The organism is Microbulbifer maximicatervae (SeqCode) (assembly GCF_052467825.1).
Map to the genome: position 1 here is coordinate 827,847 of NZ_CP174327.1, position 25,935 is coordinate 853,781.

Below are 25,935 nucleotides of genomic sequence, written 5' to 3' on the forward strand. Positions count from 1 at the left end.
ACGGAGGTGTATCATGGGTAAGAAAAGAACTCAGGCGTATACGGAGGAGTTCCGTAGAGAAGCAGTTAAGAGAGCGGAAAAGCCTGGGGTAACAACGGCTTCTGTCGCGCGAGAGCTAGGCGTCAGCGCACAGTAGATGTACAACTGGCGTCGTCAATTTAATCGATTGTCTGATAAGCAGTTCATTAGTTTAGATGGCGTCGACTATTCCAGACACGAAAGCAGCGCTGAAGTTCGCAAACTCAAGAAGGAGCTGCATGAAGCTCGTCAGGAGGTTGAGTTTCTAAAAAAGGCAGCTGCGTACTTTGCGAACCACCAAGAGTAAAGTACGCATTGATACAAGAGCATGTAGGGTCATTCCCGGTTAGCTTGATGTGTCGGTGTTTAGAAGTCTCAAGATCGGGTTATTATCGATGGCGTGGGCGGTTGCCATCTGCTCGCACGATTAGAAAGATACGAACAATCGAGAAAATCCGAGAGACGTTTGTTGAGTTTAAAGGTCGTTATGGCGCGCCTAGAATTGCTTGCGAGCTTCAAGAGTTAGGTGAGCCATGATCGCGGAACTACGTCGCATAAGCTTATGCAACAGGAGCATATTAAAGCGAGAAACGGCAAAGGCTTTCGATATAGTCAGCCCGTAGAGGGGAGCATTAACGTCTCCGCCAACTTACTTAAGCGTTGCTTTGATGTGGATCAACCAAATAGCCGCTGGACCAGTGACATTACGTATATCTGGGTTCTGGAGCGGTGGTTGCACTTCGGGGTTGTTATGGCCCTGTACTTTCGTCGTATTGTAGGTTGGGCATTTGACTCGCAGATGACCGATGAATTGACACGTCGAGCATTGAAAATGGCCCTTGAGCGACGACCAATTAAACCTGGACTGCCAGTTCATTCTGACAGGGGTGTGCAATATCGATCGCAGAAATACCAGGATCTCTTGTCCGAAAGTAAGTGCAAGCCGAGTATGAGTCGCCAGGCTAACTGTTGGGATAATGCGGCAATGGAATCATTCTTTAGCAGGCTAAAAGTCGAGCTGGTCTATGCAAGAACATTCGAAAGCGAAGAGCAAGCAAAATCTGAGGTGTTTGAATACATTGAGATTTTCTATAATAGAGTTCGTAGGCACTCTGCATTGGGCTATGTAAGTCCTGCAGAGTATGAACGAAAATACGCAAAGCTAGAGTGTTTACTTTTTGTGGACAAGACCACTGGAATTTCTATATGAGTCAATTCAAGCCAGGCTTTAGGACTTCGTTACTCGATATAGCGGTGCTAACCGTCGCAGCTATTCTGGCTTATGTGACAAGTAGCAGATCAATGATTTTGATAACGATTGTACTGTTCGTCGTTGGCCACTTTTTCTTGTTTTGTAACGTGATCCGTATGTCTAGAATACCTGAATTGATTTGGGCCGGTGTCTTCGTTTCAATGTCTACTATTACAGAAATAGCTGGTATTGTCAGTTGGTACACCACAATCGGAATTAGTTTATTTGTAACGTTTGTGCTGGTGATATTAGAGTTGCGTAAAGAAAGCTATCATGGAGTTCTTTGGCAGAAAGTTAATCCCAATTTGCCTGTTTGGTATGAGAAAAATATGGCGGGTAGTGAGAGTGTCAGTTAACAAGGCCAAGCACGATCGTAAATACAAACATTTGCTGGACCTCCGCTGCTTCACAGCTCCGGCCCGTGTTGGCGGGCGTTAATACCTATGAAACAAATGAGACTTCTAACACTTCTTTTTATTTGTACGTTTGCTACGGCACAAGAAGTGTACAATATTCCCGTAGACTCATCACTTAAGTATTCACACTCTGCGCATGGGGGATTGTGGGATTATTTTTCAGGTGAGCACCTTATTTCTTCGAAATATACAATACAGGGGTCATCTAACTCTCCTGATCAAAGTGGTTTGATTGTTATTCTTACCCCTAATTTAAATGAAATAAGCAAGTTGCCAACTCCAATAAAGATAAAGCCAATTCCTGCAAAAGAAATTGAGATCAGAAATTCTGGCGAAATAGCTAAAAAACTTGCTTCGCCACCAGAGCTAGATAAAGTGTTGGTATTACAAGAACATCCCTATGTAATTGTAGGTGCGGCTCAGTTCTTGATTACCAATTTTTCGACAGGCATTGAATGTGACTACCGAGAATACAATGCAACGATTATTGCTATTATTCAAGATTTTGAAGTCGCAAAAAATGGAGGAGAGAGAATCAATATGTGTTAACAAGTGCAATCACATCGGCCTTGACTCGCTACGCTGAGCGTACTACGGGCGTTATAAATAGGACTAAATAATGAGTAATGAATCAAAAGAAAAATCGAAATTGCTGAGGGTTATTCAATCTATTTGCTCACTATCTATAGTTGCCGTTATTTGCTACAGCATAATCTATGGGGTTGAATTGGTTTCTTCAGCTATTGCTGTGTCCGCAATAGCTGGCCTTGTATTACCGACTGTTATTTCCGAGTCTACCGTGGGTATCGTTGAGATTTTAACTCATGTTCTGGAAGCCTTCGTAGAAGGTTTGGTTGGTGCCGTTACGGGTGTGCTTGAGACTATTGGTTCAATTTTTAGTTAACATCATTGAAATTTATAACAAGTTACCGCATTCGACAGCCTACACTCCGTGCGCTTTATGCTATACGTTACGCTAACACAAAGCGGCTTCATTTCGGCAGCGGCTGAGCAAGGCGTTAGGCATCATTAGAGATATGGATCGCAGATACGAGAAAAGCATTAATCGTTATTGGGAGAAGATGGAAGCGAGATGTCGTGAAGCTTTCAAAAAGCTCGATCCGAACGAATGGTTTGACCTTTGGCATACACATCCAGATTGGGATGGGAAAGGAAGCTCTCGGCCTGAAAATCGTCCCCGTTGTGATGAGCTAACTTATAGAATGTTAAAGCTAGCAGAGTCTATTACAGAACATCGCGGTAACGATGTTCAATGCTTTGCGCTAGTAAAGGAAGACACAATGGAAAACTCAATTTACATACACAGCGATAATCCAAATGGTTCGGAGTTTCCGTTTCAATACGAAGGAGTCATTTGGGGTTATTCTAAATCACGTCTTGGTCAAGTTGTTGATCCTGAAAGTCACGAAGTCGGACTTTTTGAAGGTGATACTGAAAGAACATTATTTATCCGAAAGAAACCCTAACAAAGAAATCCAGCATCAGCCACTTTGTGGCTTGGACAGCCTAGTCGTCGCTCGTCTTGTGCATGGATTCGACATACTTACACAAAACAATCTACAACTAGTCTGCCGCTGATTGCGACGTTATGCGCTTCCAAGCCAAGAATTAAAATTTTAACTATGGAAAAAAAAGTAAGTTATAGAGAGATATATAGGAGAGGACGAGATGCTGGAAATTCATACATAATGTATCAAATTCAAAGCTCTACTATAGCAATAGCCATTGCTCTTCCTTTTATGTCGTTGTGGCAGCTATATAAGCAGCTAAATATCTATGGTAATTTCAGCGAGATCCACCCCGTATATTGGTTTACTATGGCTACTGCATTTGCTGCCGCTACCTTGGGTTATCTACTTTCTAGGTATGTAAAGAGAGCAAAAACCACAAGAAAGCAGTGGATCTCAGCTTTTGCATTTCTAGGCGTATTTATTATTGGATTTTCGGGATTTGCTTTCATTGGTGCACTCCGATAATGCGCATAACAAAGCAATACAGCCGACATCTTACTTTTTGCGCTTTTTGCGTGGTCGTTGCGCCCCTATTCGTGCAAAAAACACACAAAATAAGCTGCGTCTGATTACGGCGTTATGCATACTAGATAATTATAGGTATTAAAGAAACAGAAGAATTGGTTAAGAAAATGGAGAGGAAACATCAACTATCAAGATGGGTGGTATTGCTACTAGGCATTTGGTTATTTTCGTTGCCTCTATTGCCAGATAACTATTCGTGGGTGCGAGTAGAAGATCTAAATACTTTATATACAATGCCAGGGATATTTTTCTTTGTTTGGGCTATTGACAGCTGGCGCTCTACAAAGGAGCTCAAAATTATCAAAAGCACACTCGCGTTTGTAAAAAAATGCATAACATAGCCATCAAAAATCGTGCGTTACACGCACTGGACTCGCAACAAGTTGCCCGCCTTTTATAGCGGCATTAGGCTTCTGGAGAAAGCTATCAAACTAATTACGATTTTGTTAATACCTTTGCTCATTTCCTCATGTGTGGTTTTACATGAGGAGTACTTCTTTCCACAAGCTACTGGCGGTAAAGTTGAAAAAGAATGGTGTCGTGGTCATGTTGGGGTTGATAACCAGCTAATATTTTCCTTCGATGAAGTCGAAGTAAAAATGAAAGTTTGGGAGTACCAGAAGATAACTAGATTAGACATTTCATTTAAGCTTTATTCAAAATCTGAAGTGGTCTGGCCTCAGCAATCACTTTTCGTAACGGCTAATTCGTCTCGAACAAGTATCGAAGTCAAAAGTTTCGATAGATTAATTCTTAAAGGCGATGATGATATTACATCTGAAACGTATCTTGCAGACACAATCATGAAAAAGAAAAATAATTTGGATTATGAAATTTTCTATGAATCATTCATAGTCAGCAAGCGTGGCGTCGAATCTATAGAGCTTTCATCGTTTTATTTAATGATTAATGGCAAAAAACAGCAAATACCTCTATCAGAGTTCTCTAAAAAAAGTGGTTTTTTTTTACATCCGCTAAATTGCTAAAAAAGCGGACACATAACAGTTGACCCGGCTCCGCTTCGCTTCACATAATAGCCAACTGTTACTGAGCCGTTTATAGCGGCGTTAACTGTACTGGTGAAATTATGACTAGGGGAAAAGGGATAGCATTGAAGCTCGTATTAGTCGTCGTACTTGCAGCTGCTATTTCATTTTTCTTTGAAATTAGTTTCTATATGAGTGTTGTTATAGTTGCAGCTCTGGGAGTTTTTGGCGAAATGGTACATATGCCTGAAAATATGCCAGGAGCTACCGACAACCCAGAAGGAAAAGAAGTTCATCCAATTAAGGCAATGGCCATTGGAGTACTTGTTGTATTTGTTTTACTGTTGGTGGGTTTTCTGTTTCCAGAGGTATACCGTTATGGTTTCGGTACATACAGCTAACAAGCCGCAGCAATCGCCCCTTTGGTCCCTGGGACAACCAAAGCGCTGCACTTATTTATCTGCCCTTGTGCGGGGCGTTCAGTGAGAGTAGTCAATTGATTAAAAAATAGTTTTAATAATAGCTGTAATGACGTATTTTTCCCGTTCTTCGAATTGGCTGAATGCGGCGATTTTTTGGGGTGTTGGTGTACTTTTGTTGAGTTTGGTCTTTGGTGGAGTTCACCTGGGTGCGATTATTGGTGTTCTTATTTCCTTCGCCATTGCATCAGGAGTGTTCAAGCTTTTAGATCACCTAGAGGGATCTGGAGCATGGTATTGGCTCACGTATGTATTTGGTATTGCAGCTCTAATTGTACTCGCGTAGCCCTAGTTACTTAATAAAGTGCGACGGACCGACGGCTTACTTTGCGCATGGAAAGATACGAATTCACAATAAATAGTATCGCTCAAGGTGAGATTCCTGTAGAGCAAAGAATCGAGTGGTTTCAAGGCCTCCCGGAAGAAGGGTAGCGTGACGCCCTTCGGGATATGAACATATGCATTCATCAATCTCATCCACAAGAGTCTGAAATTGAAGAAGGCATCAAGTTGTCCAGCTTAAAGGGGTCCTATACGCCCTTTGTATTAATACGCAAGAACAATTTCCATAATGCACGGACATAAGTGCTAGCTCTGCCCAGCCATGAATGGCTCAAAGCCTTTAGGCTTTGGCTCGCAATATTTACCATTGCTGATGGTCGTAGACGATCTACGGATTGTAGGGCTGGGTGTAATCATTGGTGACATAACCTTGAAGAGCTATAACAAAGCAAAGCAGGATCGCTCACTCCGTGGGCTGGAAAGCTTTTCCACGGCTTCGCCGCTCCAAATCTGCCGCTGTTCACGGTGTTATGAGCCTCTCAAAGTATGAGTATTTTTAGAGTAATTTTTATAGCTTTATTAGTGGCGTCTTGTTCAAGCCCCGAGAATTACCAAGAGGGTTTTGACTGGATTTTACACGCCAACCCAAAGAGCGAGGCTATCTCTGCGGCTGATAATGGTGATTTACGGCTGATTGGCCTTACAGGCATGCTTCTTAATGAAGTTCCTCTCATTGATAAGAGTTGCGAATATGGCAGCAATGTCAGGTATTTAAAGATTGACGACGTAATAGATAGCTTCGAAGAAAGGAAGTACCAATTAATTGCGCCGGTATATGCGGAAACATATAACTATCATCTCATCACCTATCTTAGGAAAAAGGGTATTGATATATGCAGCCCATAACAAGGTACTCAAAATCCGTTCCGACCGAAAAACGGCCTCCACTGGACGAGCGAAAGGCGCGTGCCGTTTAGCACAGCTTATGCTCTATAAGTGATAGATAAAATTTCAATTAATGGCGATTGGCCAGAAATAGAAAACAAAGAACTTGAGAAGCTGATCGCTCAAGAATTTTGGTGTGAGAATAAAAGAGAAGATCAAGCCAACATCCTTTATAAAAACTTTCAGGTGATTGGTTCAGAGTTTACTTCGATTATGAAATTTTATTTTGGCGCTCAGGTAACAATGGCCTAGAAGACCCTAAAGCCAGTAGAGACACAGATTTTGGCTACCCGTTAATAGATTGGGGCAAAAAGTTAGGTATTGAAGGTACAGTTATAAAATCAGTTTCAGCAAACTGCATAACTGGTGGTGCGCAAATAGAGTTTAAGTTCTCAAATAACAAAGTTTTTAAAGTCCAAAGCATAGATGACTATACTACAATCAATACATAACCAGTTGCCGCACAGTCGCCCTCCGGGCTGGACCGCCCTGACGGTCAGCCTGTAGGCAAGACGTTTTATTTTTGAGTGCATCCGATGAACTTAGGAAGGTGGGATTCAGCAGTTTTAAAGAGCGTGTTTTTCCCCGCGCTCCTTGTTCTCATCTATACATTGTATGAAATTGGACTTCCTCAAGATCTATATAGTTGGGCGGGCTTTGGGTTGTTCTCATTAATTTTTCTGGGGGTTTACTTACTATTCTCAATCGTTGGCTGGCTATTGTTTGGTTTTCCTGTTCATTGGTTAATTTGCAGGTACGGCAATGGAAGTTATTTTCTATATTTCGGCGCGGCAGTGGTTTTTACTGTCGTTATATATATTTTCTCAGGTGTAGTAGAGACGGCAATAATTTATGGTTCTTTTGCGTTAATTCAAGCAATGCTGTTCAAGTATTATGCATATAAACAAGTACAAACATAACTAAGTCCGCCAGAGGCGGCCAAAAAACCGCCGCTTTGCTCTGGTTTTCGGCCCCAGCTGGTAACGTTAGCTCTCTATGAAGATTCGAGTATTTACATTTCTGATACCGATGATCTTGTCTTCTTGTACGTCACAAGAGAATAAAGAGGATGTATTGCAGTCCGCATACGGGGATGACCTTGATTACTTTGGCGGCACCACCTTCCTAACAGGGCCTTGGTATGCACCTGGATCTGAGTACGGTTACCACATAAATGATGGTGTGCTCTATATTGCTTATACTCCGGAAGTTGGCCTCGACAAGCGCATTATCAAAGTTTCAGACTGCCCTCAAATAGAAATTGGCATCAAAGAAATTAAACGTGCCATATTTGAAACAACAGAGATATTTGTTGGCATTAAAAATGCCGGCTGAGTCAGAGATCATTATAATGGATGGCCCTAGCTACCGACTGGAGTATTACTCCGATAGCATAGGTGGTTCAATCATCCTTGAGGGTGGAGCAAATAACAGTTACGTCACCCCTTGGATTAACGCGGCACTAAAAATTGGAGATATAGCCGATGCTAGCGAATGAGCTAACAATCCATGCAAGCGGGACACAGAGCTACGCTCTCCCTCCTTCACTTAGCGTTATGTGTAAGGAGACTTTATGGCACTTTTCATATTGAGCATTCTTTCGGTGACAGTATTTTTCCCATTAGTATTACCTTGGGGTGAAAAACTACTGATTTATTGTACTGCCGTATGGTTTTTGTTGTGGCTTATCTTTTTCTTGCAAACTGAGCGTGAAAGTAACCCAATTTATGATGTAGGTATAGTTGGCGATAGTGCTGCTTTAGGTATTTCAATTTTGGTCTTTGCTATCGTAGTATTCGCACGAGGCTTTATTCATGTTGTCATGAATGAAGTTAAAGCTAATCGTAATCAAGTATGACAAGCGCAGGCATGATCGTAAATACTACCTATTTGCTGGACCTCCGCCATTTTGGGAATGTTTTGTGTCTAGGGTCTTTCGATGCAGATTAAATCGGTACATCCAGTAGTAAAAGCTTTCCTGATGTATTTTTTAAGTGTTATGGCGATTGCGATGTTCTTTGCCCTATTTGGTGATTGGATAAGGGAAAAAACCAACTACTCGCTCATTTTGAAGGAATACATTGTTGGCCCCCTCGTTTGGCCGGTAGCTTACTTGGGGATGGTTTATGGTAAATCGAGAACTTTAGACAATAGTTAGTGATGACAACTCGAAATCTTACCAAGGTCATAAGCTGATGGAGAGATAGGCACATCGACGGCTTTTCCATTTCGGCCTCGCCTTGATTTTAAAGCCTCGCATACTGCGGGCGGTATGAGGCATAAGAGTGTATACCTACGAACTTGAAAAGAACATTTGGTCTGAGAAAGACTTCTCCCTAATGGGGTGGCACGACTCCAAAATATGAGGTTTCCTGGCTGATACGGAGAATTTCGAGTTCATGATAGATCTCGATTACATTTTTCAATGGATTCATCCAAGGGAAGGGGAAACGTATTTTAAGTTCTGGGTTGCTCCAGTTACGATGGTATTTGAAAATGCTTACAATATTTTACTTGACGTTGAATCAAGGCAAGGTGAGCTAGAAGTCGCCGATCTGCACATGGTGAATGAGAGAAAAACAAAGAATGGTCGCTTCGATGAGTACGATTTTCGTTTTGACTGCCAGGAAGGGGAATTTAAAATAAGCGCCACAGGTTTCAAAATGTACGTTCGTAAAGCACCAATTTTACAGGGTGGGAAAGCTTTGAATTACAAATTACGCGGAGGTATAGATTTTAGCCGAGAGTACAGTAGCTCATAATAAGTGACTATGGTCGCTCAACAAGTTTTTAAGTCATACTTTCATTCCAATAGGTGTTATTTTTTACCTTCGTATTCAGGGTCGTAATCAGCTTTCTCATACAGAAAATCAGAGCCACCTTTTTAGGTTTGCCAGAGTCCACTAATCGCTTATACATCGGCTTTGGCATGGGATCGTATTGTATGGCGAAGAGTTTGTAGTTGTTTAATGGTATCCTTAATACCATTTTTATCACTGGAAAAACTAAAGAATTAATCAGTAGGTCTCACATAAATATCCAGTTGTTTGCTACCGGTATCGATACTGACATTGATCTCTTGAGGTTCCATAAGATAAGCTATCTCTGCCTTGCTATCCGGGTTCAAGGCCCACATGACTGTTCGAGTTATGCCTAGCGAGTGTCTGTCACGTTCCTACTTGTTAACGATCTCGATAAACCGGCGCAGCAACGAACTGTGACAAACAAAGCCTTCGGTGGCCGCCGAAGGTGGATTTCAATTTACCCGTTAGTGAAAAGGATTTTCAACATCAGAATCGATCAAGAACAACCATACAAGTCGTAGCAATCGCTCTCTTTGACCTCAAAGACAGTTAAAACGCTACGATTATTTGGCTGTCTTTTTGCGAAGCGTTACTTACGGAGGAACTCTTGAAAAAAACAATCTTATTTTTATTCACTCTATTTGTCACAAGCAATACCATCGCTCAGGAAAACAATTATTACTTAAGAATATCTTATGGCAGCGTTGACACAGATATTGAAGCCCAAGAAATTATAGATAGTTATCGTTTTTCACTGTCAGATTCAGAAGACTGGAGCTTTTCAGCCGGTTATCGGATCAATAGGTTTCTCGCTTTAGAAGGTGGATTTAGCGATTTAGGAAAGTCTAGTGAAATGTACCACTACTCAAGCACAGATACTAACTTTAGCATTACAGAAAACCTCAACTCAGAGATTAAGTTAAAGACACTAGGCTTATCTATTTCTACTGATACGAAAAAAGCATTATATACAGTACTTCGATTTGGATATCAGCGCTGGGATGTTAAATATAAATTCAAAGGGGAGTATTTGGAGTACCTTGCAGCTCCAACTGTTATTGGAGCTCCAGGTACTGGGGGACCTGTTGAATACTCAGAATCAAGCAAATGGCGCAACGATGGTTACGATTGGTACTATGGGATAGCAGCAGGTTGGAATTATCAGAATTGGGCCATAAGCCTGGAACACACAATCTATAACGTCGATAATGAAACCCCATCTTTCTCTGCATTAGCGCTTAGCTATAATTTCTGAATAATCAGTTTACAGATTCGAAGGCGGCCTCATCGAGGGCCGCGCTATTTTTAAAATAGTATCAGATCCTTGATACATCTCGATCTAGAGCCAATACTCACGGATAGATCGAGTGGTATGATAACAGAGCAACCTAAATGTCCATCGTCATCGCTGCGAGTCCTCACTTAACGGCCAGTGGTTCAAGCAACCGAGATGGGTACGTGGCATCCTTAATTTAATGTCGCTCTTGAAAGGTAGATGCTTAACAAATTAGTGCTGTTCGCCTAAACACTAGGGTTAGGACTTACCTACTAATAGTAGATACCCTATATAGTTGGGTTTTGGCCTATCATGAAATGCACTATAAGCTAAATAGAACTTAGGCATATACTGAAAGCACCTGCATATAGCCTATACCTTAGGCCTGTTGGCCAAGGACCACAGCACGGATTTTCTATTCGAAACCCCGGAGAAAAACCGCGACGTTATCAAGATAGGCTGATCCTGCAGCTTAATCAGTTGTTACGGATATATCCTTTTTAATAGCCCGCAGGAATAATGGTTTTTCACGCCAGCTTAATGCCGGCTATTTTACCTTTAACTCTACACCTTCAAATTTCTCTTACCACCGTCACCAATGTCCACATAGCGAATGGCGCAAACTGCTAGATTGAGTTATCTAGTGCTGGAAAAGACTCCACAGGTAAACCTTTGTCATTGGGAAACCCAAAGTGCAAGGTCAAGAATCGTCGCCAAATAATCAAAACAACAGCGACCAGCAATCGCTGGATTTGCAGAACGCTGATATTGATGCAGTTTACACTGAACTAAACACATCACCCGCCGGCCTCACCAAAAATGAAGCCAGCGCCCGCCTGCAAAAATATGGTCCCAATGCCATTCAGGAGAAGGAGCAAAGCGCACTCGCTAAGTTTTTGCGATTTTTCTGGGGCCCCATTCCCTGGATGATTGAAGCGGCCGCATTGCTCTCTGCATTAATTGGCCACTGGCCCGATTTCGCCATCATTATGGCCCTGCTGTTGTACAACGCGATTGCCGGGTTTTGGCAGGAACACAAAGCTGCCAATGCGCTGGCAGCACTGAAGGCCAGTATGGCCCCCAAAGCCAATGTATTAAGGGATGGGGAGTATCAATCTATCGATGCCGCGATGGTGGTCCCAGGCGATATAGTGCGAATCAAGCTAGGGCAAGTCGTGCCCGCTGATGTGCGCTTTACCGAAGGGAAATCCATCAGTATTGATCAAGCCGCCCTTACCGGGGAATCTCTACCCGTCAGTAAGAGCATCGGTGATATCGGCTATTCCAGCAGTATCGCCAAACGGGGGGAGATGACCGCTGTTGTCATTGGTACCGGGCACAATACATTCTTTGGGCGCACCGCCCAACTTGTTGCAGGCGCTGGGCAAAGTGCCTCACATTCGCAGAAAGCCGTCACCCATATCGGTGACTTCCTCATCGTGTTGTGTTTAGTGCTGGCCGTTATTCTGGTGGGTACAGAGTTATACCGCGATATCGTGGTTGCGGAAACATGGCACTGGTCAGATATCATCAATATTCTTCGCACCGTACTAGTATTGCTGATCGCTTCGATTCCCGTTGCCATGCCTTCGGTCATCACAGTTACCAATGCTCTCGGCGCCCTGGCACTATCCCGTAAAAAAGCGATCGTCTCGCGGCTGGAGTCCATCGAAGAGTTGGCCGGTGTTGATATCCTCTGCTCAGACAAAACCGGCACCCTCACCAAAAACCAATTATGTCTCGAAGAACCTACCTTATTCAGCGCGAAAAAGAACGAGCAGTTAATTCTTGCCGCCGCTATCGCTTCTGAGGCAGGCGCCAGTGATCCAATTGATCAGGCAATTTTTACCGGCCTGAAAAATAAGGGAGAACTGAAGGAATATAAGGTTGAGGAATTCACTCCCTTTGATCCGGTGAGCAAACGCACTGAAGTCAAGGTACAGAATCAGGATGGGCAAACCCTATATTTCAGCAAAGGGGCCCCCCAAGCTATTGTCGACTTATGTAGCTTGAGTGGTGCCGAGGCCGACAAAGCCACTGCTTGTGTGCAACAACAGGCCTCCAGGGGGCTACGCTCCCTGGGTGTTGCGCAGAAGGCAAACGGCTCACCGTGGCAATTCCTGGGTATTCTGTCTCTTGAAGACCCACCTCGGGATGACTCCAAAGACACTATTCAGCGCGCACGGGAACACGGGCTTCAAGTAAAAATGATTACGGGCGACGATGTGGCTATTGGCAAGGAAATCGCCACCCAAGTCGGTATTGGAACAAATATTTTCGCTGCCAGTAGTGTGTTTACAAAGTCCCAGGATATGGACCACCTGCCATCTACTATCGTCGACACCGTTGAACGTGCAGATGGGTTTGGCCGGGTTTTTCCCGAACATAAATATGCCATTGTGAAAGCATTGCAAGGCAGAGGTCACCAGGTTGCCATGACTGGCGATGGTGTGAACGATGCGCCGGCCCTTAAGCAAGCTGACTGCGGTATCGCCGTTAGCGGAGCAACCGACGCCGCACGCGCGGCTGCAGCCATTATCCTGACCTCTCCCGGACTATCAACCATCGTCGATGCCATTGATGAAGCCCGAAAAATATTTGAACGCATTATTAACTACGTACTTTTCCGGGTATCCATGACCCTGGATATTATGGTCGTGGTTGTCTTTGCCACCATAATGTTCGGCTTCTCGCCCCTAACCCCGGTTATGATCGTACTAGTGGCTCTTCTTGATGACATTCCCATTATGACCATTGCCTACGATAATACTCTGCTTCCCAAGGAACCTGTGCATTGGCAAATGCGAGACCTATTACTGGGCTCCAGCATTATCGGCCTTTTTTCTATTGCTCAAACAATGGGTATTCTCTTTATTGGAATGGAATGGCTCAATAACACCAACTGGCAATCCTGGATCGCATTAAATAAAGAGCAAATTCAAACTATCGTATTTTTACAGATCGTAGCGGGTGGACATCTACTGTTATTCGTTGTGCGCTCTCGTACAGCTTTCTTTTCCAAACCACTACCCGCATTCCCTCTGTTTATCGCAATTATTGGCACCCAAGCATTTACCGTGCTGATGTGTGGATTCGGCTGGCTGGTACCGGCGATACCCTGGACTATAATCGGTCTGGTATGGCTATACATGATTATCTGGATGTTTTTCCTGGACCTGATCAAGAAACTTCTTTATCGAAGATTAAGTGATATCTGAGCCATCCCAAAAGGCCTAACGAAGGTGGGCAATCGAACCATGAATTGTTTCGAAGATTTCAGGGTAAAGCCTGGCAGCAAGATAAAGCTCTCCGAAATAGATCCGGGCTTCAAGCATTGTTACGAAAGTCGTGAAGAGGCACTCCCAGATACCCAACGTATGGATGAGCAGATACGTTCATTCACTTACAAGCTTTACGCTGAGCGTAAAACATCTCTACTTATCTGCTTGCAGGGAATAGATGCCTCGGGGAAAGATGGCACCATCAAGCATGTATTAGGCGCAACAAATCCACAAATGTGTAGAGCGATCTCCTTTAAGGAACCCTCAAAAGAAGAGAGCGAGCATGATTTCTTATGGCGATATCACAAAGTAACCCCTGCCCGAGGGCATATATCAATCTTCAACCGCTCTCAGTATGAGGGCGTACTGATTGAACGAGTGCATAGTCTGGTTCCGATGGACATTTGGAGCGAACGCTATGAACAAATTAACAACTTTGAAAAATTACTCTCTGAAAGCAACACAATAATACTGAAATTTTTCCTTTATATCAGCCAGGATGAGCAGTTGGAGAGATTCAAGCAACGTATTGATGATCCCGCCAAACAGTGGAAAATCAGCGAAAGTGATTATACTGAGGCAAAATATTGGGATGAGTATATCTGTGCTTTTGAAGATATGCTAAATCAATGCAGCACCGAATACGCACCCTGGTTTGTTATCCCCGCAAACCACAAATGGTTCCGGGACTTGGCTGTAGCCTCAATTATTTCTGAAGCATTAAAAAAATTGAACCCCCAGTTTCCTGCACCCACCGTCAACCTGGAAGAGATAAAAACCAAGTATCATCAACTTAAGAATTCTTAACAAATTAAAAGCTAAAAAATTAAGGTTCTATTATTCCCTAAACCTATAATAAACAAGTTATCTTTTAATTATAGATTTCTATCAGAAGACTTAAAGTGGATGCGCTGGGCAGCTCGCCGTCATTCCCAATAGATTTTACAAAATCACTCTGCCTCAATACGAAATCAGCTGCAGTATCATTTTCCTCTGGCCACTGATCCCAAATAAGTATTCAATTGTTATCAGGGATAATGAAATTATCTTCTATCGCAGAATCTATCCACCCATAACTATTGAAGTCTTTCACCCTAGTACCAAATATACTGAAACATAGTTTTCTATAAAAAATCCACCCCAAGGCCTAGCCCATAAAAAAGACCTCTAGAATAGACATACATAGGGTATAACCGCTAGATACTCCAGCCGTCGATCTGATTATAGATAACCAAAAATAAAATTTTATAAAATCTATGCAGATATCACTGCTTGACGTAAGGCTAAAATAAAAAACCAGGTAGCATAAACTACCTGGCAGAAAAGGATTTGACTTGGTATCAAACGATCAGACCAAATTAAAGCTATCCAATTTAAGCAAAGCCCCGAAAATTTTAACAGACCTCTTCGGTATATGGAGATATGCACAGGCTGACCTGCTAGTCAGTAGACACACCTGTCTTAAAGCTAACAATACTAACTCGTCAGAGGACTTTAGATCCGATTTACATTGGTAGGTATAGAACTCTAGATAGGAGCTCATAAGATTTATATCTTAAAAGATAACTGCTTCACTGAAAGAAAACTGCCAACCATATAGTGGCCTCATCTGCAGCTGTCTCCACCACCCGGTGCCTTTGATTTGCCCTAATCAACAAGTTATCCCCCTTCCCCAGGTGGTGCCTCTCACCGTTTTCCATTTCAATAACACCATAACCGGAAAGTACTAACACCCACTCATGCTCATCTTGATCATACCACCCTGTTTCAGGCGAGGACTGCCCGTAAGATACAATCCGCTCAACCCTGCAGCTTTTCCCCTCTAGCAAACTCTCAAAATGCTCCCTAGAGTGATCACCTGGTAGCTGAGTGAAAAAATTACCCATAAGTCTCCCCTAACATTAAATCGGCATGAAAAAACAATTTACAAAAATACAACTATACTAAAACCAATAGACTCTACAATTGGGATTAATATAGAAAAACATACGCCAACCGAAATCAAAATGAGCCCGAGACCAGAAAATAGAATATCTTTTACTAAACCTTCAATATTGGCTCTTTGACGCCCCCAAAACACAACACTCACATAAAATATAAAATAGATCATTCGAAATAGATATGAGCACCTATTAAACAGCAGTAGATACCAGATCACGATCTATAAAACACAAAGAACATATAATGACTATATATTTACATTCAGGGCTACATAAAACCGGCACCACAGCAATACAATGTTACGCCTATAAATATAGAAGGCTGTTAAGAAGTAAAGGTATTTTATATCCCATTATTCATCGAAATTTAATTAGCATAGATAAGGGTCACCATCTTTTTGCACACTCATTTTCCGATCACCCTGAAAGTCCACCTATCTCCAGAGGAAAGTTGCTAGCATATGATTGGAAGTCAAAGTCGCAGAAAAACAACCTTGATCTATTAATTAGTGCAGAGCCTATTTGTCGACACACTTATAAAACAAAAGATTGCTCCTGGATTGAGGCTCGGCACCATTATTTAGAACAACTCTCCAACACATTACCCCCAGAGCAAACTAAAATCATCTTAACCTTGCGCAGACAAGATAATTTTGCCCAGTCTCTATACAAAGAACATATTATGAAAGGAGTATCTCCACTAGCGAAACTGTCATTCAAGGAGTTCCTATCAAAGATAGAAGATAGAAACCTGAACTTTTATAAAAATATAGCAGCATTCAAAAAGTTCTTTCCCAATATACAAATACTCATTTACGAGCAGCTATGTAATGGCGACCTACCAGTTAATTTCTTTCGTGCTCTAGGGATTTCCGGCCTACCAAACTCTAACAAAATCATAAGAGAGAGCCTATCAAATGAAGAGGCCGCTTTAAAACAGATATTAAACCAGCAAATACACTCAAAATCTGAAAATGCAAAACTATTGAAATGGATAAAATCTAGCAATACACAAAATATAATCAAGCGAACACTACCAAGATCACCACACCTATGGAACTCTGATGAAGATAGAGCTAATTTTTTAGATCGATATTCACAGGAAAATAAAAAAATAAATGATGAGTTCCTCGAAGGAGGTGAAGAACTGTTTCCATCAAATCATACACTTCCCCAAAAAAAGCCTAACATTATCACGCTAAAGCCATATTTAATTAAAACACTTCAAGCCCTATCTAGTGATATTCAACGGTTACTGGGGGAATACCGCTTTAGAAACATAATCAATGCTATAGAGCACTGATTGCCAAATCTGGTTAGAAGTCCTTTAATAAGTATCGCCAGCAACAAAGTATGTTACTGGCGCCTAACTATTTAGAGGATCTAAAGTGATAAATCACTTACCACTGATATATCATTCCAAGTAAAACGCTCAGCACGATATACACTCGTATCATTGACTATCATCTCCCAAACCGTCTCTGCAGTCTGATCGCCGGCGACTTCAACAATATATGCATCTCTATTGTTGCCGGTACTAGCACTGGATGGGCCGCCCGCGCAAAGTAGAATATTCCCACCGGGAAGTTCATCTACATCCCCTAAAGAATTGGTGTACTTTGGTGCAACGTACTCCCAAGTTTGCACTGCCACCATTTCCTCTGTGTTTAAAGAGAATTTCACTGCGCGGCTATTATAGACCTCACCACTGTATTCGGACTCATTCCTATTATCGTAAATCAGAATGTCTCCGTCTGACGCAAGCATAGCTGCATGCTGAGAAGCCATCCAGGTGCCATCTTGCAATGAAAATAATTTCTCAAGAAATCCCTCGGAAGCATCCAAATCCCTACCCATAATCCAGTTTACTTCGCCACTATCATGATCAATATTGACCACCCAGCTTTGAGAGCGACTTGACAGTAAAATCGAATTATCGGCAGAAATATAGTGTAACGAGTTAGAGTGAGTCCAATCTAGCGCACCATTGCTCGCTTCTCGACTGGCTAACTCACCGGGGAAACGCTGAGTATCGAGATGATCGAATGCAGACCATTCCCATACAGTATTGCCCTGCCCATCCACTTCAAGAATCGCATCTCCTTTTATCAATTGACCATCAATTGTTTCATAGGCGTTTGTTAATACCAGTAGATTTCCATTTTCTAGAAGAATTGCATCGTGGTGATAGGCTGGCAGCTCAAATGATTGCAGCGTTTCACCAGCAAAGGAGATAATCCTTGCTTCCTGATCCAACAGCAACATTAAATTGCCATCCTGTAAATTGCGCACTACCGGAGCTCCGGTGAGAGGAATGTCTCCGTGGAGGTACCAAACAACCTCACCCTCTTCATCGAATCCCCAAAAGGTATTATCCCTGTCACCTGAAGGTGCAAAAATAGTTACACCTCCTTCGCTTTGCTCTGTAAATGTAGTTACCTCAACTGGGGGAGCGCCTTCAGGTAACGAACCAGTCTTGAAAGAAATAGTCGAACTCTGCACAACGTCTCCACTTTCCAGCATTGCCAGTGCAGTAAAACGGTAAGTGGTATCGGCCCTTAAACCTACTAGGGTCATATCATGCTCTGTGCCCCAGTCGGTATAATTTGTTCGCCGACGGTCGGTTACCGCCGAGTTGATCCTGATCGCCACTCGCGACTCACTGCTAGTCGATACTTGCGCATTCACCATTAAACTATTTAGTGGATGCATCGAAAGGGTTAATTCTACTTCGTCATCCAAAGCAAGCAGAGCTTCATTCGCTTGCTCTACCTCAACACTCACGCCCGGATTGCTGTACAGCATTACAATACATACTAGAAAAAATATGGGTAACGTCGATCTTCCAGTCATAGCCAAATCCTATTTAATAAATATTAAAAGTAATCATCCCTACCCTGGTATTTCATTTTCAGGGGAGCTTCCAATAATCAGCTATCACATAACGCAAAAAGGGTGGATTCGTTTACTTGGTTTTCAAACCAGAAAGAAATATTTTAGCGATCCCGAAAAGGAAATTTCTTCATTCAATTTTCTAATGCGCAATGGCCCGCACAACAAGAATGAGAAATGGGGATAATTTTGGATAACGATATAGTCGCGACACTTACTAAGATGAAATAAATAATAAAAACTTTTTGAACGCTATTTCTATTATTCTGGCGTGGTTCAAGAACGCTGGAAATTGACTCGCAAGTTACGGTAGATTACTCATAAAACCTTAGCAACTAAGACAAAATCCCTAAAAATCACTAACAAATAGAAGAGCATCCTCTAAGAGAACCTCAGTATATTCCTTTTTGTTGTCACCAGCCCTTAAGACCCACCTTACCATCCCTTGGACTTGTAGTGGTTCATGCCGCCGCAGTACCAACCCGCAGCCGAGGCCGAGTATACGGTTATCTGCTTTGGGGAAATCACCAGCTATGGACTTGTCCCTGTAGTAGGGCAGAAATACTTGCCCTAAGACAAACTGTAGCTGGATTCAAAATCCACGGTTGTTTACACGGCCCACTGGTAGTAGAGAGGTGTGTAATGCATAGCCGATCTTCGCTGCAAAATCATCAATCCATTTCCACGAAACAGAAGGGATCTCTACGCAAAAAATCATCATTCGCCGCTGCCGTAGTGATTGTGGGATCTGCAATTCTTGCCCCACTGACCTATGCCGTGGATTATTCCAATTCCCGCTATAATTCGCGATACAGCGCTCAACATGGACATGGAAACTACGGAGCACACTCCAGGTATAGCAGGGACTACCGAGCAAATTCACGGCATAGCAGGAATTACAGATCGCACTCAAGGCACAACCGGGACTACAGAGCACACCCCCGATACAACAGAAATTACAGGGCGCATTCCCGATACAACAGGAATTATCGGGCTCACTCCAGATACGGAACACATTCCAGATACGCGGCGAATCCACGACATAGCCGCCATATGTGGTTTAAGTCCAATATTCAGGGAACACCGCGTATTGTGATCGACCTCAGTGATCAAATGGCATACTTCTATAAAGGCGGGCGCCTGGCCGGTATGTCCCCAGTATCTACTGGTAAACCCGGACACCGCACACCTACCGGTAACTTCCGTATTTCACAGAAGAAATACAGCCATCGATCAAATCTGTACGGTCACTACATCAGCCCACGGGGCTATGTAATGCGCAGCAATGTGGATGTGCGCCGCCACCGCAAACCTGCGGGTTCTCGATTCCGCGGGGCATCTATGGATTACATGATGCGTATCAATGGCCCCGTTACCATGCATGCTGGCCACGTCCCGGGATATCCCGCCTCTCATGGCTGTATTCGTATCCCCTGGCATATGGCTAAGATTTTTTATGCCCACGCCAAGGTTGGTACCAAAGTGTCCGTGGTGCCTTGAATTGGAAGTAACAGGTAAATTTTTACCAACCATAAAAAAGGCGGACTATTTAGTCCGCCTTTTTTAATTAGGAAGCCTCGGCCTCTTTTCTCTTTGTTAAATCCATACGGGTAAAATAATCGTGAGCCGCTCGATTAACATGCCTCGCCAGTAATAAAGTAGACACCATTGTTGGAATCGCCATTACTGCATACATCCCGATGATGATGCTGTTTACGGCACTTAAAGAAGCCACCGCACCCAATATAATCAGCACCATGTAAAGTCCGGTATAAAGACCCTGCCAGCGGCCACCGAAAAGAAAAACATAGCATTTCATGCCGTAATACCAGCAGGTAACGATAGTGCTGAAAGCCAGCGGAAGGACCATTAGCAGTAGCAAAATTGGGCCGAACTGCCCAAACACCTGAGAAAATGCCTGTGCAGTCAGGGTAACGCCGGCAATATCCCCTTCCTGCTGCCAAGCGCCAGTCAGTAGTATCACCAGGGCAGTACAAGTGCAGATAACCAGTGTGTCTACAATGGGGCCCAGCATGGCAACCACGCCTTCTCGAACGGGCTCACGGGTTTTAGCTGCACCATGGGCCAAAGACTCTGTGCCTATACCCGCTTCATTAGAAAATGCGCCCCGGCTCACCCCTACTGTGATGACCGAACCCAGAGTACCTCCAGCAATAGCTTGACCGCTGAAAGCGTCCGAGAAAATTAACGCAAATGCTGCCGGTACCTGCTCCCAGAAGCTGGCAATTACCACAAGGGTCATGCCCAGATAAAATAGCACCATGCCCGGCACTACTCTTGCGGAGAATTTACCGATACGCTGGATACGACCGGCTATAACATAGGCCGATGCAACAGCAATTAATAAGCCAATAACAAAATCAAAAGTGAATGAACCTCCGGGCGCTACCCAACCCAAGGGCTCAGCAAAAGACTCCCGCAGTAGCTGCGTGGTTTGATTGGACTGAAACACCGGCAACATACCGCAGAGTCCCGCCACGGCAAACAGTACTGCGAGCGGCATCCAGCGTCGGCCCAACCCCTCGCGAATAACATACATGGGGCCACCTTGCAGTTCCCCGGAGGCATCGCGACCGCGAAACATCACCGCCAGCGTCGCTGTATAGAACTTGGTAGCCACCCCAACCAAGGCAGTTACCCACATCCAGAAAATCGCCCCAGGTCCACCAATCGTAATTGCGATGGCAACCCCGGAAATATTGCCCAACCCTAGGGTTCCCGACAGCGCTGTGGATAGCGCTTGGCTGTGATTCACTTGTCCAGGGTCATTGGGGTCATCGTATCGGCCACTTAAAAGCCCAATACTGTGCCCAAGATGGCGGTAGGGACGGCCACGAGAATAGATTAATAGCGCGAGGCCTCCACCAACGAGTAGCACCAATAAGGGGGGACCCCAGACAAAACTGGCAAAAGCCTCTAATGCCTGATCAATAGCAGGGAATATCGACATAATTTAATTCATTTCCGGTGAGATTCGCCCAGTCTAGGTACGCTCACACCAGACTGTCAAAATGCCGCCATAAAACTCCGCAGCCTCATAAATGCGAAAAATTTGGGAAAACCTGGAATCCCGGCAATAAAAAAGCCCCAAATAGGGGCTTTTCTAACGATCTTTTACAACTTCTTATCAAGCTGTAGTAGTTGCCTTTAATGCGGGCTCGGGTTCTGAACTCTCCCTCACAAGCGCCACCGATATAGCGCCAAGCAACATACACACCCCCGCCAATACAATGATGTAAATTGCCTGGTTTTCGAAAACTGTTTTCAATATCAAGCCAGCTACCAGGGCGGAAACAATCTGTGGTGCGGCGATAGTGAAATTAAAAATCCCCATATAAACACCGGTCTTATCCGCCGGCAGCGAGTCGGAGAGGATCGCATAGGGCATCGCCAGAATAGCGGCCCAGGCAATGCCCACACCCACCATCGGTAGCAATAATCCCAGGGCGCCACTGGGTACGGAAACTTCTGTAATCAACAGATTCACCTGTGTGGGATCACCCCCCTGGAAGAACAGGAAGCTGATGTATCCCAAACCGCCCAGTGCCAGCGATAGGGAGTAAGTGAGCTTACGCCCCAGCACCTGAGACAAACGGGCCAGGACAATGGAGAAGATCGCTGCGAACAGGGAGTAAGCAGCAAAAATAATTCCTACCCAGTCACCGGCAGCACCCTTGGCAGCAGCGATATGTGCGGGAATTTCTTGGACACTTTCCAGATAGGCGGGATCAAACCACTTGGCTTCCACTCCCCAAACGTGCTGAGTGATCGCAGGCGTGGTGTAAACCCACATAATAAACAGGGCAAACCAGGAGAAGAATTGCACCAGGGCCAGCTGGCGCATGGTGCGCGGCATTTTAATTAGCAGCTGGAAAAAACCGATCAAGCGCTTTGCCAGTGGGGCTTTTTGCTGTCTCTCCCGCTCAAGTTGCGCGGAGTCGAGACCTTTATAGGCGTTGTACTGCTCCGGCGGATACTCCTTGGTGCGCAGCACAGTCCACAACACACTACCCAGCAGCACTGTGGCTCCGATATAGAAAGCCCATATAACGGAGGGCGCCACCTCTCCCGCACGGGCAGTATTTTCCAGACCAATCACATTAGTCAGGATGAATGGCAACATGGAGCCGAAGATGGCGCCAATGTTAATCAGCAAAGACTGTATCGAGTAACCCAGGGTGCGCTGCTCTGATGGCACCATGTCGGATACCAGAGCGCGGAAAGGCTGCATGGTCACGTTAAAGGCCGCGTCCATCAGGGCCAACATAACGCCGCCAAAGATAATGGGGGCCACTATCGCCACCACAATCCCGGCATTGGGCATAAACGCCATCCCCAGGGCTGCGGCGATGGCTCCAAAAAGAATAAAGGGGTTGCGGCGACCAAAGCGACTCCAGGTCCGGTCCGAAGCTGAACCCACGATCGGCTGTACAATAAGCCCCATGAGCGGCGCCACTATCCAGAACAGGGACAGGGAGTGAAGGTCCGCCCCCAGATCAGACAAGATTCTACTGGCATTGGCATTTTGCAGGGAAAAGCCAAATTGCACCCCGAGAAAACCGAGACTGACATTCCACACCTGCCAAAAGGGCAAGCGCGGTTGCTGGGCTTGCGGCGCAACGGCGCTGCTTGCTGATTGGGTCATAGAGGTCACCGCATCACTAGTTATGCTTATTCTGCCATTCTCACACGCACTCCCGGAGCATCCATCCTCCCCCACAGGGGGGGATGCGGGCCAGATCCTTCGCTTTAGGATAAACTCAGGCCCATGCGTATACGCCGGGCCAACACGAAACTGTGAATCCTAATCAAGCAACTGAAGTCCCGCGCGATGATCCTAAAATTCCCACTCCTGCGCCTGGTGTGCCTCGCAGCTACACTCTGCCTGAGCGCTCAATCCCTGGCCGCTGAACAGCGCAACTACCGCGATCACACCATGAGCGAAGACTCACTAACTGTACAGACGAGTGAGGGCGAGGTCATTCTCACCCCGGTTGGTCCGTCAGCGCTATCGGTGCACTATCGCCGCGAAGGCCTGAAGCAGTTGCCCTCATTCGCGTTAGCCACCAATTCTGCCGGCCGATCCGAGACGACGCTGGAGCAACAAGGGGACAAGCTCGTTTACCGCACTGGCTCGCTTACTGCGGTCATCCACAAGTCTCCCTTCCGAATCGAGTACTTGCGCGATAGCGAACAAATCCTGAGTGAAGAGAGTGGTTTCTTTGCCACCGAGACGATGCGCGGATTCCGTTTCGCACTGTCGCCAGAGGAAAAACTGCTGGGTGGCGGAGAGCGGGTTATGGGGATGGACCGTCGCGGTCAACGCCTGCCCCTGTATAACCGTGCCCATTACGGATACACCACCGAATCCAACCAGATGTATTTTTCCCTGCCAGCAGTACTGTCCAGCAACAAATACATTCTGCTGTTCGACAACTCTGCCACCGGCACCCTGGATCTGGGCGCAAACGAAGAAGATATCCTGCAATTTGAAGCTGTAGCCGGGCGCACCGCTTACATCGTGGTAGCCGGTGATACTTATCCACAGTTGCTGGAAAATTATGTATCCACAACTGGCAAACAGCCCCTGCCACCCCGTTGGGCCCTGGGTAACTTCGCCTCGCGCTTTGGCTATCACAGCGAAGCTGAAGTCCGCGCAACCGTGGATAAGTTTGCCGAAGAAGATTTCCCCCTGGACGCCCTGGTGTTGGACCTCTACTGGTTTGGCCCAGATATAAAAGGTCATATGGGCAACCTGGCCTGGGACAAGGAAGCCTTTCCCGAACCAGAAAAGATGATGGCCGACCTTAAAGAACGCGGCATCAATACCATCCTGGTGACCGAACCTTTTGTCCTCTCCACCTCCGAGCGCTGGCAGGAAGCCGTGGCGAATAATGCCCTGGCCAAAAACCTGGCCGGAGAACCCAAGCGTTTTGATTTCTATTTCGGCAATACCGGCCTGATCGATGTCTTCTCCGAAGATGGCCGCGACTGGTTCTGGAATATTTACGACGGGTTATTGGAACAGGGCGTAGCCGGCTGGTGGGGCGACCTGGGTGAACCGGAAGTTCACCCCTCCGATACCGTTCACGCAATCGGTATGGCCGATGAAATTCACAACGCCTTCGGCCACGCCTGGGCGCAATTACTCCACGAACGCCAAACGGCAAAGCACCCTGAGCGCCGCCCCTTTATTATGATGCGCTCCGGTTTTGCCGGCTCCCAGCGCTACGGAATGATCCCCTGGACCGGCGACGTCGCTCGGGAATGGGGAGGCTTACAGCCTCAGGTGGAATTGGCTCTGAGTATGGGCTTGCTGGGCTTTGGCTACACCCATTCAGACCTGGGTGGCTTTGCCGGCGGTGAGAAATTTGACCGCGAACTCTACATCCGCTGGTTACAGTACGGCGTATTCCAACCGGTTTACCGCCCGCACGCCCAGGAGCATATTGCTTCCGAACCGGTTTTCCACGATCGCCGCACCCGCGATGTCCTGCGCGAATATGTAAAACTGCGCTATCGCCTGCTGCCCTACAACTACACCCTCGCCTTCGAAAACAGCCAGACCGGCATGCCACTGATGCGCCCGCTGTTTTTCGAAACCGAAAGTGACCTCTCCCTACTGGACTACAAGGATGCCTACCTTTGGGGCCAGGACTTCCTCGTCGCCCCGGTCGTGGAAGAAGATGTGGATGAGGTCGCGGTAAAACTGCCCGGCGGCACCTGGTTCGATTACTGGACTGATGAACAATATTCTGGCGATCAGGCCCAGGTAGAAGTGGACCTAAAAACTATTCCTGTGCTGGTGCGGGCCGGCGCCATTATTCCCACCATTGACGATATCCACAGCAGCCGTGATTACTCCAGTAAAAACCTGACCCTGGACTACTACGCGCACCCATCAGCAGCAAAGTCCGAGCGCTATGTTTATGAAGATGATGGCGCTACCGCACAGGCTTTTGAAAAAGGCAAATACGAGAAGCTGCATTTCTCAGCTGAAAACAAACAGCAGGGTTTAACCTTCGCCTTTAATCGCGAAGGAGACGGTTATACCGGTATGCCGGAATCCCGCAAGGTCACTTTAAAGATCCACAACTGGCAACAAGTGCCTGCGCAGCTCGATGTTACCGGCGAATCCCTGCCTATTTTCGACAGTGAAAAAGACTTTGCTCAGGCACCCCGTGGGGCCTGGTACAACAAGCGCAAGCAGCAACTGCTGGTTAAATTTGACTGGCACAAAGAACCGCTGGATTTAATGCTCAAAAATCAATAATTCAGCAAACCGC

Annotated in this window: 30 protein-coding genes and 2 pseudogenes; 28 read left to right on the top strand and 4 right to left on the bottom strand. The window is 45.3% G+C overall.

The annotated features are described in order from the left end of the window. Positions 1–13: 13 nt before the first annotated feature. The 23 genes and pseudogenes from ACJJII_RS03645 to ACJJII_RS03755 all read left to right on the top strand — a co-directional run bounded on the left by ACJJII_RS03645 (position 14) and on the right by ACJJII_RS03755 (position 14,603). Positions 14–136 (top strand): transposase, encoded by a 123-nt coding sequence (locus ACJJII_RS03645; RefSeq protein ID WP_444918320.1) that lies wholly within the window; start codon positions 14–16, stop codon positions 134–136. Then, positions 137–325 carry a hypothetical protein gene (locus ACJJII_RS03650; RefSeq protein WP_444918321.1) on the top strand — a complete coding sequence of 63 codons (189 nt, stop codon included), beginning with the start codon at positions 137–139 and terminating at the stop codon, positions 323–325. It abuts the gene before it with no gap. Positions 326–580: 255 nt separating this feature from the next. Next, the gene (locus ACJJII_RS03655; protein WP_444918322.1) at positions 581–1,228 is read left to right on the top strand and encodes an IS3 family transposase; all 648 of its coding nucleotides are present in this window, start codon (positions 581–583) and stop codon (positions 1,226–1,228) included. Continuing rightward, on the top strand, positions 1,225–1,626 hold the full coding sequence (locus tag ACJJII_RS03660; RefSeq protein ID WP_444918323.1) for a hypothetical protein: 402 nt from the start codon (positions 1,225–1,227) through the stop codon (positions 1,624–1,626). Before ACJJII_RS03655 ends, ACJJII_RS03660 begins: the two co-directional genes overlap by 4 nt. Positions 1,627–1,713: 87 nt before the next feature. Beyond that, positions 1,714–2,235, top strand: a complete 522-nt coding sequence (locus ACJJII_RS03665) for a hypothetical protein (protein ID WP_444918324.1) — start codon at positions 1,714–1,716, stop codon at positions 2,233–2,235. A gap of 70 nt (positions 2,236–2,305) precedes the next feature. After that, positions 2,306–2,590 (top strand): hypothetical protein, encoded by a 285-nt coding sequence (locus tag ACJJII_RS03670; protein WP_444918325.1) that lies wholly within the window; start codon positions 2,306–2,308, stop codon positions 2,588–2,590. A 133-nt stretch (positions 2,591–2,723) separates the two neighbouring features. Continuing rightward, the gene (locus ACJJII_RS03675) at positions 2,724–3,173 is read left to right on the top strand and encodes a hypothetical protein (protein ID WP_444918326.1); all 450 of its coding nucleotides are present in this window, start codon (positions 2,724–2,726) and stop codon (positions 3,171–3,173) included. Positions 3,174–3,329: 156 nt separating this feature from the next. Next, entirely contained in the window at positions 3,330–3,683 is a 354-nt protein-coding gene (locus tag ACJJII_RS03680; RefSeq protein WP_444918327.1) for a hypothetical protein, read from the top strand. Between the two features lie 443 nt (positions 3,684–4,126). Further along, positions 4,127–4,729 carry a hypothetical protein gene (locus ACJJII_RS03685; RefSeq protein WP_444918328.1) on the top strand — a complete coding sequence of 201 codons (603 nt, stop codon included), beginning with the start codon at positions 4,127–4,129 and terminating at the stop codon, positions 4,727–4,729. Positions 4,730–4,854: 125 nt separating this feature from the next. Continuing rightward, a complete protein-coding gene (locus ACJJII_RS03690) occupies positions 4,855–5,130 on the top strand; it encodes a hypothetical protein (RefSeq protein ID WP_444918329.1) in 276 nt (91 codons plus the stop codon). Positions 5,131–5,655: 525 nt separating this feature from the next. After that, positions 5,656–5,913: pseudogene (locus tag ACJJII_RS03695) on the top strand (DUF5958 family protein); the annotation flags it as partial. Between the two features lie 123 nt (positions 5,914–6,036). Continuing rightward, complete coding sequence (locus tag ACJJII_RS03700; RefSeq protein WP_444918330.1) at positions 6,037–6,396, top strand: hypothetical protein; 360 nt, start codon at positions 6,037–6,039, stop codon at positions 6,394–6,396. 90 nt (positions 6,397–6,486) lie between these two features. After that, entirely contained in the window at positions 6,487–6,687 is a 201-nt protein-coding gene (locus ACJJII_RS03705; protein WP_444918331.1) for a hypothetical protein, read from the top strand. Between the two features lie 284 nt (positions 6,688–6,971). Then, complete coding sequence (locus ACJJII_RS03710; protein WP_444918332.1) at positions 6,972–7,355, top strand: hypothetical protein; 384 nt, start codon at positions 6,972–6,974, stop codon at positions 7,353–7,355. Between the two features lie 154 nt (positions 7,356–7,509). Further along, entirely contained in the window at positions 7,510–7,770 is a 261-nt protein-coding gene (locus ACJJII_RS03715) for a hypothetical protein (RefSeq protein ID WP_444918333.1), read from the top strand. Then, positions 7,760–7,933, top strand: a complete 174-nt coding sequence (locus ACJJII_RS03720; RefSeq protein ID WP_444918334.1) for a hypothetical protein — start codon at positions 7,760–7,762, stop codon at positions 7,931–7,933. The genes ACJJII_RS03715 and ACJJII_RS03720 overlap by 11 nt, the downstream gene beginning before the upstream one ends. Positions 7,934–8,008: 75 nt before the next feature. After that, positions 8,009–8,293 (top strand): hypothetical protein, encoded by a 285-nt coding sequence (locus ACJJII_RS03725; RefSeq protein WP_444918335.1) that lies wholly within the window; start codon positions 8,009–8,011, stop codon positions 8,291–8,293. Positions 8,294–8,374: 81 nt separating this feature from the next. Beyond that, positions 8,375–8,593, top strand: a complete 219-nt coding sequence (locus ACJJII_RS03730; RefSeq protein WP_444918336.1) for a hypothetical protein — start codon at positions 8,375–8,377, stop codon at positions 8,591–8,593. A gap of 241 nt (positions 8,594–8,834) precedes the next feature. Next, positions 8,835–9,197, top strand: a complete 363-nt coding sequence (locus ACJJII_RS03735) for a hypothetical protein (RefSeq protein ID WP_444918337.1) — start codon at positions 8,835–8,837, stop codon at positions 9,195–9,197. Between the two features lie 621 nt (positions 9,198–9,818). Further along, positions 9,819–9,872, top strand: a pseudogene (locus ACJJII_RS03740) (hypothetical protein); the annotation flags it as partial. Then, a complete protein-coding gene (locus tag ACJJII_RS03745) occupies positions 9,847–10,494 on the top strand; it encodes an outer membrane beta-barrel protein (RefSeq protein ID WP_444918338.1) in 648 nt (215 codons plus the stop codon). The pseudogene ACJJII_RS03740 and the gene ACJJII_RS03745, both read left to right, overlap by 26 nt. 713 nt (positions 10,495–11,207) lie before the next feature. Further along, a complete protein-coding gene (locus ACJJII_RS03750) occupies positions 11,208–13,733 on the top strand; it encodes a plasma-membrane proton-efflux P-type ATPase (protein WP_444918339.1) in 2,526 nt (841 codons plus the stop codon). 39 nt (positions 13,734–13,772) lie between these two features. Continuing rightward, positions 13,773–14,603 (top strand): polyphosphate kinase 2 family protein, encoded by an 831-nt coding sequence (locus ACJJII_RS03755; protein ID WP_444918340.1) that lies wholly within the window; start codon positions 13,773–13,775, stop codon positions 14,601–14,603. A gap of 764 nt (positions 14,604–15,367) precedes the next feature. On the opposite strand, the gene ACJJII_RS03760 is transcribed toward ACJJII_RS03755, so the two are convergent. Then, entirely contained in the window at positions 15,368–15,682 is a 315-nt protein-coding gene (locus tag ACJJII_RS03760) for a cupin domain-containing protein (RefSeq protein WP_444918341.1), read from the bottom strand. A 298-nt stretch (positions 15,683–15,980) separates the two neighbouring features. Between ACJJII_RS03760 and ACJJII_RS03765 the strand changes: the two genes are divergently transcribed. Beyond that, positions 15,981–17,039, top strand: coding sequence for a hypothetical protein (locus ACJJII_RS03765; protein WP_444918342.1), 1,059 nt, complete (start codon positions 15,981–15,983; stop codon positions 17,037–17,039). Positions 17,040–17,119: 80 nt separating this feature from the next. On the opposite strand, the gene ACJJII_RS03770 is transcribed toward ACJJII_RS03765, so the two are convergent. Continuing rightward, complete coding sequence (locus tag ACJJII_RS03770; RefSeq protein WP_444918343.1) at positions 17,120–18,541, bottom strand: aryl-sulfate sulfotransferase; 1,422 nt, start codon at positions 18,539–18,541, stop codon at positions 17,120–17,122. Positions 18,542–18,563: 22 nt separating this feature from the next. On the opposite strand from ACJJII_RS03770, the gene ACJJII_RS03775 reads away from it, so the two are divergent. The 3 genes from ACJJII_RS03775 to ACJJII_RS03785 all read left to right on the top strand — a co-directional run bounded on the left by ACJJII_RS03775 (position 18,564) and on the right by ACJJII_RS03785 (position 20,128). Then, entirely contained in the window at positions 18,564–18,815 is a 252-nt protein-coding gene (locus ACJJII_RS03775; RefSeq protein WP_444918344.1) for a hypothetical protein, read from the top strand. 585 nt (positions 18,816–19,400) lie between these two features. After that, positions 19,401–19,724, top strand: a complete 324-nt coding sequence (locus ACJJII_RS03780; RefSeq protein WP_444918345.1) for a hypothetical protein — start codon at positions 19,401–19,403, stop codon at positions 19,722–19,724. Further along, entirely contained in the window at positions 19,682–20,128 is a 447-nt protein-coding gene (locus tag ACJJII_RS03785) for a L,D-transpeptidase family protein (RefSeq protein WP_238152069.1), read from the top strand. The genes ACJJII_RS03780 and ACJJII_RS03785 overlap by 43 nt, the downstream gene beginning before the upstream one ends. Positions 20,129–20,195: 67 nt before the next feature. Here ACJJII_RS03785 and ACJJII_RS03790 read toward each other — a convergent pair whose 3' ends face one another. Both ACJJII_RS03790 and ACJJII_RS03795 read right to left on the bottom strand, forming a co-directional pair. Continuing rightward, positions 20,196–21,599, bottom strand: a complete 1,404-nt coding sequence (locus tag ACJJII_RS03790) for an alanine/glycine:cation symporter family protein (protein ID WP_108734679.1) — start codon at positions 21,597–21,599, stop codon at positions 20,196–20,198. 177 nt (positions 21,600–21,776) lie between these two features. After that, positions 21,777–23,294 carry an MFS transporter gene (locus ACJJII_RS03795; protein WP_444895946.1) on the bottom strand — a complete coding sequence of 506 codons (1,518 nt, stop codon included), beginning with the start codon at positions 23,292–23,294 and terminating at the stop codon, positions 21,777–21,779. Positions 23,295–23,480: 186 nt separating this feature from the next. Here ACJJII_RS03795 and ACJJII_RS03800 point away from each other — a divergent pair, with 186 nt between their 5' ends. Further along, positions 23,481–25,922: a glycoside hydrolase family 31 protein gene (locus tag ACJJII_RS03800; RefSeq protein ID WP_444918346.1), complete on the top strand. Its 2,442-nt coding sequence runs from the start codon at positions 23,481–23,483 to the stop codon at positions 25,920–25,922. Positions 25,923–25,935: the final 13 nt, after the last annotated feature.

What these genes read in the sequence shown, in the direction of transcription:
- ACJJII_RS03765 (WP_444918342.1), top strand. Translation starts at nt 15,981, where the DNA reads ATGACTATATATTTACATTCAGGGCTACATAAAACCGGCACCACAGCA.
- ACJJII_RS03755 (WP_444918340.1), top strand. Translation starts at nt 13,773, where the DNA reads ATGAATTGTTTCGAAGATTTCAGGGTAAAGCCTGGCAGCAAGATAAAG.
- ACJJII_RS03675 (WP_444918326.1), top strand. Translation starts at nt 2,724, where the DNA reads ATGGATCGCAGATACGAGAAAAGCATTAATCGTTATTGGGAGAAGATG.
- ACJJII_RS03800 (WP_444918346.1), top strand. Translation starts at nt 23,481, where the DNA reads ATGATCCTAAAATTCCCACTCCTGCGCCTGGTGTGCCTCGCAGCTACA.
- ACJJII_RS03780 (WP_444918345.1), top strand. Translation starts at nt 19,401, where the DNA reads ATGCCGTGGATTATTCCAATTCCCGCTATAATTCGCGATACAGCGCTC.
- ACJJII_RS03795 (WP_444895946.1), bottom strand. Translation starts at nt 23,294, where the DNA reads ATGACCCAATCAGCAAGCAGCGCCGTTGCGCCGCAAGCCCAGCAACCG.
- ACJJII_RS03770 (WP_444918343.1), bottom strand. Translation starts at nt 18,541, where the DNA reads ATGCTGTACAGCAATCCGGGCGTGAGTGTTGAGGTAGAGCAAGCGAAT.
- ACJJII_RS03725 (WP_444918335.1), top strand. Translation starts at nt 8,009, where the DNA reads ATGGCACTTTTCATATTGAGCATTCTTTCGGTGACAGTATTTTTCCCA.
- ACJJII_RS03670 (WP_444918325.1), top strand. Translation starts at nt 2,306, where the DNA reads ATGAGTAATGAATCAAAAGAAAAATCGAAATTGCTGAGGGTTATTCAA.
- ACJJII_RS03680 (WP_444918327.1), top strand. Translation starts at nt 3,330, where the DNA reads ATGGAAAAAAAAGTAAGTTATAGAGAGATATATAGGAGAGGACGAGAT.
- ACJJII_RS03655 (WP_444918322.1), top strand. Translation starts at nt 581, where the DNA reads ATGCAACAGGAGCATATTAAAGCGAGAAACGGCAAAGGCTTTCGATAT.
- ACJJII_RS03665 (WP_444918324.1), top strand. Translation starts at nt 1,714, where the DNA reads ATGAAACAAATGAGACTTCTAACACTTCTTTTTATTTGTACGTTTGCT.
- ACJJII_RS03790 (WP_108734679.1), bottom strand. Translation starts at nt 21,599, where the DNA reads ATGTCGATATTCCCTGCTATTGATCAGGCATTAGAGGCTTTTGCCAGT.
- ACJJII_RS03730 (WP_444918336.1), top strand. Translation starts at nt 8,375, where the DNA reads ATGCAGATTAAATCGGTACATCCAGTAGTAAAAGCTTTCCTGATGTAT.
- ACJJII_RS03720 (WP_444918334.1), top strand. Translation starts at nt 7,760, where the DNA reads ATGCCGGCTGAGTCAGAGATCATTATAATGGATGGCCCTAGCTACCGA.
- ACJJII_RS03760 (WP_444918341.1), bottom strand. Translation starts at nt 15,682, where the DNA reads ATGGGTAATTTTTTCACTCAGCTACCAGGTGATCACTCTAGGGAGCAT.
- ACJJII_RS03710 (WP_444918332.1), top strand. Translation starts at nt 6,972, where the DNA reads ATGAACTTAGGAAGGTGGGATTCAGCAGTTTTAAAGAGCGTGTTTTTC.
- ACJJII_RS03735 (WP_444918337.1), top strand. Translation starts at nt 8,835, where the DNA reads ATGATAGATCTCGATTACATTTTTCAATGGATTCATCCAAGGGAAGGG.
- ACJJII_RS03650 (WP_444918321.1), top strand. Translation starts at nt 137, where the DNA reads ATGTACAACTGGCGTCGTCAATTTAATCGATTGTCTGATAAGCAGTTC.
- ACJJII_RS03660 (WP_444918323.1), top strand. Translation starts at nt 1,225, where the DNA reads ATGAGTCAATTCAAGCCAGGCTTTAGGACTTCGTTACTCGATATAGCG.
- ACJJII_RS03645 (WP_444918320.1), top strand. Translation starts at nt 14, where the DNA reads ATGGGTAAGAAAAGAACTCAGGCGTATACGGAGGAGTTCCGTAGAGAA.
- ACJJII_RS03700 (WP_444918330.1), top strand. Translation starts at nt 6,037, where the DNA reads ATGAGTATTTTTAGAGTAATTTTTATAGCTTTATTAGTGGCGTCTTGT.
- ACJJII_RS03785 (WP_238152069.1), top strand. Translation starts at nt 19,682, where the DNA reads ATGTGGTTTAAGTCCAATATTCAGGGAACACCGCGTATTGTGATCGAC.
- ACJJII_RS03775 (WP_444918344.1), top strand. Translation starts at nt 18,564, where the DNA reads ATGGGTAACGTCGATCTTCCAGTCATAGCCAAATCCTATTTAATAAAT.